The following is a 14,799-nucleotide window of genomic DNA, read 5'->3' as shown; positions in this document are numbered from 1 at the left end:
TATCGCCCTGATGAGGTCGCATCGCCCGGTGCAGCAAGCCGGGCGCGAAGCCGCGTGCAGCGGCAGCCAAGACCGCCCAAGAGGTGCTAAGTCAGCGCGGCTTGGCGGGCTGACGCTCGTCCTTGCATTTGTGCTGGCATTAGCGCCTGCATTAGATGCACGGGCGGTTGCCGCGACCAACAACTCCCCAAAAATCACGGAGCGCAGCAAACAAAAACAAGCTGCCGAAGCCGAGCGCGCGGGACTGCAACAAAAATTAAACGTATTACAAAGCGACATTAATCAAACCGAAACGGCAAAAGACGATGCCGCCGATGCGTTGGCAGATTCCGAAGCGGCCATCTCTACCGCGAATCGCGCTCTCTTCGACCTTAGCGGCGAACAAACGCAGACCCAGGCCAAATTAAATACATTAGCAAAAAAACATAGCGAACTCAGCAAAACCGTTGCCGCGCAACAAATCCAGATGGGCGCTCTGCTGCGTCAGCAATATCTGGCCGGTAACGAAGACCGCATCAAGCTGTTGCTGTCCGGCGATAATCCGAATCAAATTAATCGTGAATTGCAATACATGGGCTATGTTTCCAAAGCCCAGGCGAAGCTGATCGAAGCGCTGCGCACCAACTTACAGGCGATTGAGGCGAACCAGGCCGAAACACAAAATGCCAAAAATGAACTCGACGAAATAGCACTCGAACAACGCACTCAAAAGGCCGCGCTAGAAAAGGAAAAGAACATTCGGGCCGGACTGCTAACGCAACTCTCCAGCAAACTTGTCGCGCAACGCAAAGAAGTCGGTAAAACGCAGCGCGACGAACAACGTCTGGCCGGCTTGGTCGATAAGCTGGCGGTATTGATAGAAGCTCAGAAGAAAGCAGAAGCAATCCTGCGTGAACAACGCCGTCAGGAGCAACTGGCAAAAGCGCAGGCAGCCGCGCTGGCAAAGGCGCAAGCCCAAATAAAAGCCCAGGCCGCACGTGCGCTGGAGCAACAACGCCAGCGTGAGCGCGCCGCGTTGGCGAAAAAATCGAAGACCCCGGAAGCGCGCCAAAATCCGCCTGCAAAAGCGCCCGCCTTTACCCCAGACCCGATTGACGACGATCAACCGCCGCCACAAACTGCGACAACCGCGCCGCCAGCACCGGCAGCGCCAATAGCGCACAATGACGTGACGCCGGATGCCAACTCGCCCGACACCGCCTATGGCAAACCGTTTGCATCGTTACGCGGTCTGTTACGCTTACCGTTGCGCGGCGATCTGATGAATCGATTTGGTAGCAAACGCGGCGATGGTCCGGCAAGCAGAGGCGTGTTCATTCGCGCCCCTGAAGGGACCGAGGTCAAGGCAGTTGCGGCAGGCCGGGTGGTGTTTGCGGACTGGTTGCGCGGGTTCGGCAATCTGATTATTGTCGATCATGGCAACGAATACATGACCATTTACGGTAACAATCAGGCACTATTGAAACGCCCCGGCGATGTTGTAAAAGCAGGGGATATCATTGCTAACGCAGGTAACAGCGGCGGCAACGAACAATCAGGTTTATACTTTGAAATTCGGCATCAGGGCCGTGCGTTTGACCCCATCAGTTGGGTAACTACTAGGTGAAACATGGGAAGTAAGCTCAAAAATATCAGCCTAATCGGTTTAGGCGTGGTCGCAGGCGTCGCCGCCTCGATCCAATTTGACGCTATTGCGCAAAAAAGTGCGGCATCGCCATTACCGTTAGAAGAAGTGCGGCAACTTGCCGACGTATTTGGGTTAATCAAATCTGACTATGTCGAGCCGGTGGACGACAAAAAACTATTGACCGAAGCCATCTCGGGCATGGTCGCGTCGCTTGACCCGCATTCGTCCTATCTGGACAAAAAAGGCTACAAAGAACTGCGTGAAATGACGCAAGGGAAATTTGTCGGCATCGGAATTGAAGTCGGCATGGAAGAAGGCTACGTCAAGGTCATTTCTCCGATTGAAGATTCGCCAGCCTATCGCGCGGGCATCAAGGCCGGAGATCTGATCACCCGTCTAGACTCTACCCCGATCAAAGGAATGACACTGGATCAGGCCGTCAAGCGCATGCGCGGCGAGCCGAATACCAAGATCAAACTGACGATTGCCCGCAAAGATGAAGACAAGCCGATTGTTATCACCATCACGCGCCAGGAAATCCGCGTCCAGAGCGTCAAATCCAAAGTAGTCGAACCCGGCTATGGCTGGATACGCATCACGCAATTCCAGGAACCAACTGTCAACGACATGGCTAAAAAGATCGAAGCCATGTACGCCGCAGATCCGAAAATGAAGGGTCTGGTACTTGACTTACGTAACGATCCGGGCGGCGTGTTGCCGGGCGCTATCGGGGTTTCTGCCGCGTTCTTGCCAAAAGATGTGGTTGTTGTTACCACCAATGGTCAATTACCAAGCTCAAAAGCAACTTTCTACGCCAAGCCGGAATTCTACTCATCCGGGCCGGGCATGGACGGACTGGCAAAATTGCCGGATGCGGTGAAAAAGATCCCAATGGTGGTGTTGGTCAATACCGGCTCTGCTTCCGCCTCTGAAATCGTCGCTGGCGCATTGCAAGACTATAAGCGCGCCATCATCATGGGATCGCAAACTTTCGGTAAAGGCTCAGTCCAATCGATCGTCGCCCTGCCGCCAGATCGCCAGACCGCTGTCAAGCTGACGACTGCCCGTTACTACACACCAAACGGTCGCTCGATTCAGGCCACAGGCATCGTTCCAGACATGAAAGTCGACGAATACGCCGATGGTGATTTGCTCAAAGGTCTACGGGTACGTGAAGCCGATCTGACCAAGCATTTGACCAACGACAAGGACAAAGAAGCCGAGGTCACCGCCGCTGCACCAAAAGCAGACGAACTGGAAGAAGATCAACGCCTGATTGCACTCGCACGCAAACGCAAGCCGCTAGAATTTGGCGCGAAAGACGATTTCCAGTTGAATCAGGCCTTAAATTACTTGAAAGGCTTACCTGTTCAACTTGCCAAAGCGGACCCAAAACCTGCGTTAGATAAAGACGCAACGGCGGAAAAAGATGGCAAGAAACCGCTGCCGAAAGATCTGACTAAAGACGGCGACATCAAAAAAGACGATAAAAAGTAAGCAAAATAATCGGCTTAAGCGTTTGTTGTAGCCCGCACTAAACTCCCGCTAAAGCCGCATCAATCTTGATGCGGCTTTTTTTATTCCTTTTTTATAGTCATATTTGTGCGCGATACCATGGACGATCAACAGCTGCTACGCTACTCACGTCATATCTTGTTAGACGACATCGACATCCACGGTCAGGAAAAACTGCTGGCATCACACGCGTTGATTATCGGCGCAGGTGGTTTAGGCTCACCAGCCGCGCTATACCTGGCTTCCGCTGGCGTCGGCACCATTACGCTAGTCGATGATGACACCGTAGACCTGACTAATTTACAGCGCCAAATCCTGCACACCAGCGACCGTGTGGGCCAACTAAAAGTCCAATCGGGCAAAACTGCGCTAACCCAAATCAACCCCGGCCTCAACATCATCTGCATCGCCGAACGCGCCGATCAAACCCGCCTGAACGCCTTGGTTGCCAACGCAGACGTCGTACTTGATTGCAGCGACAATTTCAACACGCGCCACGCCGTCAATCTGGCCTGCGTGACGCACAAAGTCCCGCTAGTATCCGGCGCAGCAATTCAATTCGACGGCCAGATAAGCGTATTCGACCCACGCTCACCAACCTCGCCTTGTTACGCCTGCCTGTTCCCACCGGATCGTGAATTTGAAGAAATAAACTGCGCCACCATGGGCGTCTTCGCCCCACTAGTGGGCATTATCGGCAGCATGCAAGCCGCTGAAGCGTTAAAGTTGCTGATTGGGATTGGTACTTCGCTGGCAGGACAATTATTGATGCTGGATGCGCGCACGATGGAATGGATGCGGATTAGTCTGCCGCGGGATGGGAATTGCCAGGTTTGTGGAGAGCATTAAATTTAAATGAAGATTATTGTTTTTTCCAAATAACTTCCAAACACCAAGGCTGTTGACATTGCGGGCGCAGCCAAATTTGACGTTGACGCTCTTTTTGAAGTGGACATGGCCGTGGCAGTTGACGTACCCCGGCATGTAGCACTGCCAAATGTTTCAGGGGTTTATCGGGAAACATGTTTGAGCGTAGCGAGTTGGTTTCTCGACCCGACAAACGCCTGAGACATTTGGGGACCCGAAGGGCAGAGACACCCCCGGTCGCCTTCTTTTTGGTTGCGGTTTCTGCGGGGCCGCCTATCTGAAGCAAGAAAAAGTGACCGGCTGTCGGGCCGCCCCCGACAACTCTCCACAGAGCACCAACCGTTTTAAATACACACGGCTCTCATCAAGAACATCGTGGAATCTTGATTAAGCAGACTGCAATGCTCGCGGCACATTTGCAGCTGGCGTCGCACCAATTGACGTACCCAACTCGCGAAGCGCACGCAATCCCTCTACGGTCGATGCACATGCCCGCGCAACCTCAGCCCCTTTAACCAGAAAATGGTCAAAGAAAAATTTCTGATGTTCTTCGCCAGCATGAAAATGATGCGGCGTCAGCACTGCCGAAAAAACCGGCACGCCAGTTTCCAACTGTACCTGCATCAGTCCCGTAATCACCGCTTGCGCTACGAATTCATGGCGATAAATCCCACCATCGACGACCAGACCCGCCGCGACTACAGCAGCGTACCTGCCGCTATTTGCCAGCAATTTGGCATGCAATGGGATTTCAAAAGCACCGGCGACTTCAAAAAAATCGAGGTCGGATTCGCTATAACCGAGGCTGGTCATTTCTGAAATAAACGACAAACGACATTGATCCACGATATCCCGATGCCAACCGGCCTGGACGAAAGCGACGCGTTGACCATGCTGACCTGCTTGGGTTTTGGATGTGGTGACAGCTAATTGTTGCAACATTTGACTACTCCTGTTTTTAGATAATGCATAAAAAAACAGGGCAATTTGGATCGATAGGGATTTACAAGGCGTGCATAAGCTCGCCCAGAACCAGTTCTACATCGCTTACAACGCTGCCATCAACATGCTTAAATCCAACCAAAGCCAACATTAACACCAGACTTGACCACAGATTTCGTTCCAATTCTTAACTGCATCCCGCTCTCTCTTTATCCGGACTATAACCGTCGGCCTCGGAATCACACCGAGTCTGCTGACCTCGCTAGTGAAGCCAAACTACCGGCCTCACAACAAGCGCTCGCGGGCTAGACACATTGCGTGCCATTACCGCCGGAGGGGAATTTCGCCCCGCCCTGAGAACGTATTCGGCTGTCCGTGTATTAAGTACAACGCCCAGCCGAAAACAGAATTTATCATATTTGCCGGATTGCTGCAGCGCCGTTGTAAATTTGCGACCAGCCCGGTATTTCGCGCGAGTCAGCCGGTTTGCTGCCGCTCGTCAGTACTAGCCAGCCTTTTTCGCCAATCCCAAATACGCAGCAATGACCTTAGGATCACAGGCCAATTGCGAGGCCGGACCCTGCATGACCATATCGCCGGTTTCCAACACATAGGCATAGTCCGCTACCTGCAAGGCCGCACGAGCGTTTTGCTCAACCAGCAGAATCGCGACACCGGTTTGTTTAAGCCGTACGATAATGTGGAAAATTTCTTTGACGATAAGCGGTGCCAGACCGAGGCTGGGCTCATCCAGCATCAATAGTTGCGGCTTAGCCATCAACGCGCGCCCTACCGCCAGCATTTGACGCTCACCGCCGGACAACGTACCGGCTTGTTGTTTGCGCCGCTCTTGCAAACGCGGGAACAGATCGTAGACCACCGGCAACTGATCGGCATAATTTCGCTCGCGTGCTTTGTAACGCCGATAGCTGCCAAGCAACAGATTATCTTCTACGCTCATGCTGGCAAATAACTCACGCTTTTCAGGCACCAGACTCATGCCGCGTGCAACCCGCGCCTCGATCGGCACGCCCTGCATATCATGGCCTAGCAAGCGCACTTTGCCGCGCGCACCGCCATTGTTCGGCATGGCTCCGGCAATCGCATTCAGCATTGTCGATTTGCCCGCGCCGTTGGGGCCGATGACGGTCACTATCTGACCTGCGCCGACTTGCAATGTCGCGCCGTGCAACGCTTCGACCTTGCCGTAAGCGACGTGCAAATCGGTGACTTCCAATACCGGTGTCGCTGAGTTATTCGTACTATCAATCATCGATGCCTCCCAGATAAGCGTCCAGCACCGCAGGATGTTGCTGCACTTCTGCTGGCAAGCCTTCGGCAATCTTGGTGCCAAATTCCATCACCACCAGACGGTCAGTCAGCGTCATCACAAAATCCATATCATGCTCAACCAGCAAGATACTCATCCCTTCCGCTTTTAGTTTGCGCAGCAAAGCGGCAAGCGCCTGCTTTTCCTGATAGCGCAAACCCGCAGCCGGTTCATCGAGCAGCAACAACGTCGGATCGCAGCACAGCGCCCGGGCGATCTCCAATATCCGTTGCTGGCCCAACGCCAGACTGCCCGCTTCTTCGTACATCAATCCACCCAGACCAACACGTTCGAGCTGGACTTTTGCCTCAAACAATAACGCGTTTTCTTCTGCTTTATTCAGGCGCAACAAACCGCTTGCCACGCCCGCAACATCGCCATATTTTCCACGTAAATGCGCGCCGATTGCGGCGTTTTCCAGCACCGTCATCGTCGGCAATAAGCGTACATGCTGAAAGGTGCGCGCAATCCCGCGACGTACGATCTGACGGGATGGCAAACCGGCTATTTGCTGCAACACGCCGTCGCTACGAAATTTGACCGAGCCGCTGGTCAATGGCAACACCCCGGTGATGAGGTTAAACATGGTTGATTTACCCGCACCGTTGGGGCCGATCAGGCCGACAATCTCTGCCGCCGCAACGTTGAAACCGATGTCATTCACCGCGACCAGACCGCCGAATTCCTTACGTGCCTGGGCGATTTCCAAGACGATTTCACCGTGCGGCGGTTTGACCCGCATCGCCAATGCTGGCGCAGTCTCCGGCGCGACAGCATGCTGTTTAGCCGGACGCAATTTGCGCAGATAAGGCCATAGACCTTCACGTGCACGCTGCAACAACAGCACCATCAAAAGGCCAAAAACGATGGTTTCAAAATTGCCATTCGATCCTAGCAATTTAGGCAACCACGATTGCAACTGATCCTTCAACAGCGTCAGCAAAGTCGAGCCGAGAATCGCGCCCCAGACATAACCAGCGCCGCCGACCACGGCCATGAACAAATATTCGATACCGGCATTCAGGCCAAACGGGGTTGGATTGACCGCACGTTGCAAGTGCGCATACAGCCAGCCGGAAACGCTTGCCAGCAAAGCTGCCAACACAAAAATCACGATCTTGACCCAAGCCGTATTGACGCCCATCGCTTCAGCCATGACGCCGCCGCCATTCAATGCCCGAATCGCCCGCCCCAATCGCGAATTCAACAAATTCTGCATACCCAACAGCGCGACCAGCAACATCGCCCAGATCAGGTAATACATCTTGCGGCCACTATCGAGGGTGATGCCAAAGAGGTCTATCGAAGGAATCCCATTGAGGCCGTCGTACTTCCCCAGAAAATCCAGATTGCCGAATAAATAGAACAGCGACAATGCCCATGCAATAGTCCCAAGCGGCAAATAATGACCTGACAAACGCATGGTAATCGCGCCGATGCTGAAAGCTGCAATCATCGTCACGCCTAAGCCGACCAGTAATCCGAACCAAGGCGAAATGCCAAATCGGGTACTGAGATAAGCCGTGGAATACGCGCCAAGTCCGACAAAAGCCGCCTGCCCGAAAGAGGTCAAGCCACCGATACCGGTCAGCAGCACCAATCCCAATGCAACAATGGCGTACAAGCCAATATAGTTGGCTAACGTAATCCAATATTCGGGTGTTGGCAAAACCGGTAGCAACGCCACGATCACCAGAAAAATGATCAAAAGTACGAAGGTCTGCGATGCCATCAAAGGCCGTAAAAAAGCGCGCATTATTGATCTCCCTCGTCCACGTGCTTGCTAGTCAGCGAGCGCCATAACAGCACCGGAATGATCAACGTAAACACGATGACTTCTTTGAATGCGCTGGCCCAGAAAGACGAATACGATTCCAGCAAACCGACCAGCAATGCACCGGCGGCGGCAATCGGATAGCTGCCAAGGCCGCCAATAATGGCGCCGACAAAGCCCTTCAATCCGATCAAAAATCCACTGTCGTAGTACACCGTCGTCAGCGGCCCGATCAATACGCCGCACAATGCGCCTAATGCCGCCGCCAATGTAAAGGCCATGCGCCCTGCTTGCGTAGTACCGATCCCGACCAGACGTGCGCCGAGTCGGTTCACTGCCGTCGCCCGCAGCGCTTTACCGGATAAAGTCCGTTCGAAATACAGATACAGCGCCAAAATCAGCACGATAGAAACGCTGATGATGACCACGCTTTGCCCTGTAATCGCCAGCCCGCCGATATCCATGCGCGCATCCGAAAATGGCAATGTGCGCGAACCCTCAGCGCCAAACATCAGCAGGCCGATCCCGATCAACGCGTAATGTACGGCGACCGCAACGATCAGCAACACCAGCGTACTGGCTTCAGCCAACGGTTGAAACGCCAATCGATAAATCATCGGTCCCATCGGCACCACAATCAGCAACGTCAGCAAAACTTGTAACGCCATCGGCAAACTGGCGTGACCGTAGTAGCGCGTCAGCGCATAGATCGCCAACGGCAGCAGTATAAATTTCAGACCCGCCAGCGCAATACTGCGCACTGCGCCCAGACGCGATTCAGGCGTACTCAGGATCGACCAGGTTTCCTGCACAAAACTCAATATTCCGAGCACGACCAACAATGTTGCGGAGAGCGGAAACCGATCGGCCTGTAACGCCGCCATGGTCAACGCGCCGAAGGCGACGAACTCGCCCTGCGGTATAAAAATCACGCGCGTAACTGAAAATACCAGCACTAACGCCAGTGCCAGCAACGCATAAATCGCGCCGCTGGTAATGCCATCCTGTGCGAGGATGACGGCAATAGAGGTGTCCATAGCGGCCCAAAATGAGATTGCCGCTGGTCCCGGAATTCCGGTCAGCGGCAACAAACAAATGACTAAAACTATTTCAAAAATAGGAGAGATAGCGAATGCCGCGCACAACTTTGCTGCGTGACATTCGCCCTAAGCCTTCAACCTTCAGCAACAGGCAAGCAATGCTTACTTGGCAGCGCCCAGCAATTTCCATTTGCCGCCGACCACTTCCACCATTACGCGTGAACGTTGGTCGTAACCAACGTGATCGGTCGGGCTCATGTTGACGATACCGTGCGAGACCGGCAAATTCTTGATAGCTTCAATGCCATCACGCAAAGCAGCGCGGAATTCTTTCGTACCGGGTTTGCCTTTTTTAAGTGCAGCAGGTGTTGCCGCTGCTAACAACTGACCGGCATCCCAGGCATGACCGCCAAAGGTCGAAACACTGCCGACGCCATAGGCTTTTTCATAAGCGGCGCGATACGCCATTGCCGATTTCTTAACTGGATTGCTGTCAGGCAGTTGTTCTGCCACCAGCAACGGTCCTGCTGGCAAGAAAGTACCTTCGCAATCCTTGCCGCAAACGCGCAGGAAATCGTTGTTGGCAACACCATGCGTTTGATAGATTTTGCCTTTATAACCGCGCTCTTTTAGTGTTTTTTGTGGCAGCGCTGCTGGCGTGCCTGCACCGGCAATCAATACCGCATCTGGATTGGCGCTGAGGATTTTCAGAACTTGACCGGTGACCGACGTATCCGGACGAGAAAAACGTTCATTGGCAACGATCTTAATCTTGCGGATGTCTGCGAATTTGGCAAATTCACGATACCAACCTTCGCCATAGGCATCAGAAAACCCAATGAAACCCACGGTTTTTACGCCAGCGTCCGCCATGTGCGCAACAATCGCGCTCGCCATGTGCGAATCGTTTTGCGGCGATTTAAATATCCAGTGACGCTTGGCATCAACCGGTTCCACCAATGAGGCCGAAGCGGCCATCGAAATCAGCGGCGTACCAGACTCAGCAGCGACATCGCTCATTGCCAGCGAATTCGGTGTCGTGGTCGATCCAACCAACAAATCGACCTTATCTTCGGTCACCAGTTTGCGGGCATTCTTGACGGCGGTCGTGGTATCGGTCGCATCATCGAGCACGATATATTCGACTTTTTGACCGGCAATCTCTTTCGGCAACAGCGCGAATGTATTTTTTTCCGGAATACCCAACGACGCAGCAGGGCCGGTCGCCGATACGCTGACACCAACTTTGATCTGGGCCATCGCACTGGTGACGCTAACACTCAAGGTCAGGGCAACAGCGGCGGAAAGAGCAACGTTTAATCCTAATTTTTTCATGTAAAGACTCCTGTAAATGATCGGCTTTTTTTATAACGCCGTTATGACAATATTGGGTTGTGCTGCTGCACTTTTAAGTTTGTTAGCCCGTAAGCGTTTCATTACACCAGAATCAAGGCAATTTGCTGCGCCGCGTCGTCGCACGGCTTTTGCTGAAATCGCGTCTTGGCAAACCGCTGCCAGCGCCCCAGCACAAAACTGGTCAGTATATTGGCACGGATAGTCGCCTCTTGCTCGTTAGTCTCACCCTGGCTGGCGGCGATGCGCAACGATTGCTTCAGCGCCAGCTCAACCCGATCGACAAATTGATTCATGCGCAATTGCAGGCGCTCGTCCTCATTCACCAGCGCCTCGCCAATGATGACGCGGGTCATGCCGGGATTACGCTCGGCAAAATTCAACAACATCATCGCCACTGCCTGCGCCTGCAACAATCCTTTTTCCTGCTGCTCGGTAATTTGATTGATCAGACCGAAAACGCTGGACTCGATAAATTCGATCAATCCTTCGAACATCTGCGCTTTGCTGGCGAAATGGCGATATAGCGCCGCTTCCGACACCTCTAGCCGGGCTGCCAAAGCCGCAGTGGTGATCTTTTCACCTTTGGGTTGTTCGAGCATTCTCGCCAACGTTTGAAGAATCTGTAGCTTACGTTCGCCAGGTTTAATTGTTGCCATATCGTGTTATCAGTCAGTGATCTGTTGAAACAGGACTGTCGTAAAAGCGCTGCCCGGATGGGTTCGCGGCAGGACAATCCTCGCTGCCGGGCGATTTTACGACAGTCCTATCAAAATTAGCGTAGCCGATGCAGTTTATCTGCCAGTCGCCGCACGGATTTTACTTTGACATCGACATAGCGGGTGCGCTTTGTCATATTTGAACGCGACAATTGTTGGCCCGGCCACTGAATTTTGGCGCTTTCGGCCAAATATCCGGTCACCCATACCGTACGCATGCCGATCCGCTTGGCGCTTTTCAGATTAGTGAGCGTATCCTCAACCAAAATACAACGATGCGCGGCGACGCCTTGCCGCGCAATCAATTTACGTAGAAATTGCGGCGAAGGTTTAGGACGCGGTTGCCGATGCACGTGCATGGATTCAATCGAAATGTGTTGCTGAAACTGGCGATGCAAACCCAAATGCCGCATTACCTGACTGGAATAACGTTGCGGCGCATTGGTCAGCAAAATTTTACGGCCCGGTAACTGCTTCAGCAAACTGATCAAACCGCGTTCGGCCCGAATCATGCCAGCGACATCGTCAAAGCGATGCGCCTCACGCAAAAATTCTTCCGGCCGTACCGCGTGATGCTTGACCATGCCGGTTAAGGTCGCACCATAGCGTCGCCAATAGTCGGTACGCACAGCGTTCACCGTTGCCGCATCGGCGTCCACCCCATCCACACCCAACACCCGTGCAATGAAGCGATTCATGTTCTCGTTAATTGCCGGAAAAAACGCGTGAGATGCGTTGTGCAGCGTGTTATCGAGGTCAAATAACCAGAGCGGTGTAGTATTTGTCACAGAGTTTTATCGCCATTAATAAAATGTAAGCCATCAGGAGAACGCGTGCTGCGCCAGATTATAGACAATTTGCGTTATCGGTTTAAAACGCATCAAAGGATGAGCGAACGACGCGATGATCGGCATACGCCGCGCTATTTACTGCCATTGCTGCCATTATTGTTGGCAGCGCTCTACGCCGCATCCTCTGTGGCAAAAGACATCGGCGCAAAATCTGCTGCACTAGCAACACCAACCAGCAAAGAAGTCAGACGCGGCGGCGCGCTCTTCAAAATTGAAGGCAGCGGTCACACTGCCTATTTATTCGGCACTGTCCACGTCGGCAGTGCCGATTTTTTCCCGCTCGCACCGCCGGTGATGACAGCGCTGGGCCAGTCCTCACGCATCGCGATTGAAATCGATGCCAGCGATACGCAGGCGGTCAGCCAACTGCTACAAGAATATGCGCTGTATCCAAATGACAGCGCTTCTGGGCAGGATATGCCGTTAGCATTGCATCAGCAAGTCAGCAAATTACTGGAAAAATACAGAATGCAGCCGACCGATGTCGTGCGCATGAAACCGTGGCTGCTGGCAACCGTGCTGACGACGGAAGAATATGCGCGCCATGGCTTTCCCAAGGAGCAAGGCGTTGACAACTATCTGGCACGCTATGCGCAAACCCGGCATAAACCGCTGATCGGCCTGGAAAGTGTCGAATATCAGTTGTCGCTATTAGGCAACTTATCGATAGCGGACCAAAATCGGTTTTTGCAGGATACCGTAGACGATTTGCGTGACCCTGTCCGCGCCCGTAAAGCGCTGCAATTAGTCACCTTATGGCGCAGCGGCGACCTGCAAGGCCTCGAAAAACTGTTGAAAGAGATGACCAGCGACGACACTTTCACGGGCAAATTCATTCAGCGTGCGTTACTAGACGGACGTAATCCGGCGCTGGCCGATGCGATCGAAAAACTGCTGACCACCGGCGAAGCCAACGAAACTACATTTTCCGGCATCGGCATGCTGCATTTGGTCGGTGCCAACAGCGTGCAGACCTTGTTACGGCAACGCGGCTACAGCGTGCATCGCATTTATTGATCCCGCCACTCGCTGAAAACCCAACAAAACCATAGAAATGAAGCACGCATGCGTCTGTACCCTCAGACGCACTGCTCTTTTGCGATCACAAAATTCGCTTTTAAAAGATCTTTTTAATAACAAAAAGATAGGTACGTGCACTATAAATGTTCTAAAGGATAAAGATGCCGGGAATTTCATCAGCAAGCACACAACTTACAGCCATTAGTCAGCCCCAAGCATTTCCGACCGCCCAAGATAGCGCCAAAGATAGTGTCATTAAAAGGCGATTAAAATCTGCGGCACTCACATCGGATCAATTACAACCACGTTGTGAACCCGGACCTGATCACCTCGCTGGCGTAAATACCTTAATAACGGGCTTCAAGAGCGTATTTGCTTTGGCTGGCGGCGGCTTTTATCAGACCGAATTCGCCGCAGCCGAAAATCATCTAAAACTTCTTCCTGCTTTCAATACAGCGTCGGCCATCTCGACCGATCCTTCCAAACCAGCATTAAAGGAAGAAGAAACAAAAATCCTGATGCGTCAAATCGGCAAAATTCTGGATGAAATCAAAGCCGCGGCAAGTGACGGATTGAAAATACGCTTGTTGCGAGATCTTATCTCGCTGGTGGTAAGCGCTTCCATGGTCGCCGTGATTGTCAATGGCTTGTCTGAGGACGACCCGGCCAGCGGATTCCAGACCGCCAATGGGCCACTGCGCTCGCCCGTTGGCGATTGGGCGCTGATCGGCGTCGAAGGTTTGAAGACGCCGCTCACACTGGGCCTTAGCTATGGAACGTTAAAGCGACAGCATATGGCCGATGAGATGGAAAAACGCCTGACCATCTACGTTAACGCTGTCAAAGAATATCTTCAGGATCCAGCGCTAATCAAGAATACCTCAGCATGGAATAGCGTTTTTTACTTTGGGCTGCAATGCGTGGAAAAATTGCGGGATTTTTCAACGATTTTTACCGTCCTCAATACAGTCATCCCTGCCGGCAGACTAACGCTATTTGCTGCGGAAGCGCTGGGCGCAAAAGACGCGGCTTCGTCATATCGTGGTTTCCTACGATTGCTGGGAAATATATCAGACAGCACGCGCGCGATCAGCAGCGCCATGGGCGTTGCAGCACGCACCGCCATAATCGGCCAAGGGATGGACAATATAAAATCGAACGCTGAAATGCTTTTTGAAAAATACAAAGACTGCGGCCCCGAGCATCCCCACGTACTGGGATTAAAGCGAATAAATCTGGCTTTTTCCTTTTGCACGACGCCATTGCTTGCGCAGATTATGGCTCCCGACGGATGGACTGCCGATTTTGTCAGGGAGGATAATTTAACGTCACGAGAAGCGTTAGAGGCATTTTTAACAGAACGGAAGATCACATTTAACGTAGCCGACGATGGCTTATTAACTAACAAAGCAGCAGAAAACGCATTTGGGCAACAATTTCAGAACGGTAAATTTGAAAATACCGTCAATTTGTCGATACGCGCGCCCTACCGACTATGGCTTATAGTGCAAGAATTGCTGGGGCGACCGTGGGAATCGTTTGGGACTTGGTTACAGCGCACAGAAAATGTGCCACCCGTTATGCTTCAAAGTGTGAACGTTATTGAGATGAATACGCGCACCTAATCCGCAGCGGATATGCAGTTTTCCCGGGCTGCATATCCCTGCGCTAGCGATGTCGTCCATCACTTTTTTATGTGCAATGATTGCAAAACCTTAGTTTCAACAATACCTGCAAAATCAGACACTATTTATGCGTGCA

12 protein-coding genes and 1 riboswitch are annotated in these 14,799 nt (G+C 52.6%); of the genes, 5 read left to right on the top strand and 7 right to left on the bottom strand.

The window, feature by feature from the left end:
- The first annotated feature begins 10 nt into the window (after nucleotides 1–10).
- The 3 genes from C7W93_RS20450 (at nucleotide 11) to C7W93_RS20440 (ending at nucleotide 3,991) form a co-directional block, all read left to right on the top strand.
- The gene (locus tag C7W93_RS20450; protein WP_108442059.1) at nucleotides 11–1,606 is read left to right on the top strand and encodes a murein hydrolase activator EnvC; all 1,596 of its coding nucleotides are present in this window, start codon (nucleotides 11–13) and stop codon (nucleotides 1,604–1,606) included.
- A 3-nt stretch (nucleotides 1,607–1,609) separates the two neighbouring features.
- Nucleotides 1,610–3,124, top strand: a complete 1,515-nt coding sequence (locus C7W93_RS20445) for a S41 family peptidase (RefSeq protein ID WP_108442058.1) — start codon at nucleotides 1,610–1,612, stop codon at nucleotides 3,122–3,124.
- Between the two features lie 117 nt (nucleotides 3,125–3,241).
- A complete protein-coding gene (locus C7W93_RS20440) occupies nucleotides 3,242–3,991 on the top strand; it encodes a molybdopterin-synthase adenylyltransferase MoeB (RefSeq protein WP_108442258.1) in 750 nt (249 codons plus the stop codon).
- Nucleotides 3,992–4,396: 405 nt separating this feature from the next.
- On the opposite strand, the gene C7W93_RS20435 is transcribed toward C7W93_RS20440, so the two are convergent.
- The 7 genes from C7W93_RS20435 to C7W93_RS20405 form a co-directional block, all read right to left on the bottom strand.
- Complete coding sequence (locus C7W93_RS20435) at nucleotides 4,397–4,951, bottom strand: 6,7-dimethyl-8-ribityllumazine synthase (protein ID WP_108442057.1); 555 nt, start codon at nucleotides 4,949–4,951, stop codon at nucleotides 4,397–4,399.
- 196 nt (nucleotides 4,952–5,147) lie between these two features.
- Nucleotides 5,148–5,316: riboswitch (FMN riboswitch) on the bottom strand.
- A gap of 140 nt (nucleotides 5,317–5,456) precedes the next feature.
- Nucleotides 5,457–6,224 (bottom strand): ABC transporter ATP-binding protein, encoded by a 768-nt coding sequence (locus C7W93_RS20430; RefSeq protein WP_108442056.1) that lies wholly within the window; start codon nucleotides 6,222–6,224, stop codon nucleotides 5,457–5,459.
- Nucleotides 6,217–8,013: an ATP-binding cassette domain-containing protein gene (locus tag C7W93_RS20425; RefSeq protein ID WP_370446508.1), complete on the bottom strand. Its 1,797-nt coding sequence runs from the start codon at nucleotides 8,011–8,013 to the stop codon at nucleotides 6,217–6,219. The genes C7W93_RS20430 and C7W93_RS20425 overlap by 8 nt, the downstream gene beginning before the upstream one ends.
- Nucleotides 8,014–8,036: 23 nt before the next feature.
- On the bottom strand, nucleotides 8,037–9,092 hold the full coding sequence (locus tag C7W93_RS20420) for a branched-chain amino acid ABC transporter permease (protein ID WP_108442257.1): 1,056 nt from the start codon (nucleotides 9,090–9,092) through the stop codon (nucleotides 8,037–8,039).
- Between the two features lie 165 nt (nucleotides 9,093–9,257).
- On the bottom strand, nucleotides 9,258–10,430 hold the full coding sequence (locus tag C7W93_RS20415) for an ABC transporter substrate-binding protein (protein WP_108442054.1): 1,173 nt from the start codon (nucleotides 10,428–10,430) through the stop codon (nucleotides 9,258–9,260).
- A gap of 101 nt (nucleotides 10,431–10,531) precedes the next feature.
- Nucleotides 10,532–11,107, bottom strand: a complete 576-nt coding sequence (gene slmA, locus C7W93_RS20410) for a nucleoid occlusion factor SlmA (protein WP_108442053.1) — start codon at nucleotides 11,105–11,107, stop codon at nucleotides 10,532–10,534.
- 116 nt (nucleotides 11,108–11,223) lie between these two features.
- Complete coding sequence (locus C7W93_RS20405) at nucleotides 11,224–11,955, bottom strand: pyrimidine 5'-nucleotidase (RefSeq protein ID WP_108442052.1); 732 nt, start codon at nucleotides 11,953–11,955, stop codon at nucleotides 11,224–11,226.
- A gap of 45 nt (nucleotides 11,956–12,000) precedes the next feature.
- On the opposite strand from C7W93_RS20405, the gene C7W93_RS20400 reads away from it, so the two are divergent.
- Both C7W93_RS20400 and C7W93_RS20395 read left to right on the top strand, forming a co-directional pair.
- Complete coding sequence (locus C7W93_RS20400; protein WP_108442051.1) at nucleotides 12,001–13,035, top strand: TraB/GumN family protein; 1,035 nt, start codon at nucleotides 12,001–12,003, stop codon at nucleotides 13,033–13,035.
- A 164-nt stretch (nucleotides 13,036–13,199) separates the two neighbouring features.
- Entirely contained in the window at nucleotides 13,200–14,663 is a 1,464-nt protein-coding gene (locus C7W93_RS20395) for a hypothetical protein (RefSeq protein ID WP_108442050.1), read from the top strand.
- The last annotated feature ends 136 nt before the right edge of the window (nucleotides 14,664–14,799 follow it).

Origin of the sequence: Glaciimonas sp. PCH181 (assembly GCF_003056055.1) — a bacterium.
Taxonomy (GTDB): Bacteria; Pseudomonadota; Gammaproteobacteria; order Burkholderiales; family Burkholderiaceae_D; genus Glaciimonas.
This window is presented reverse-complemented; position numbering and strand designations above follow the sequence as displayed.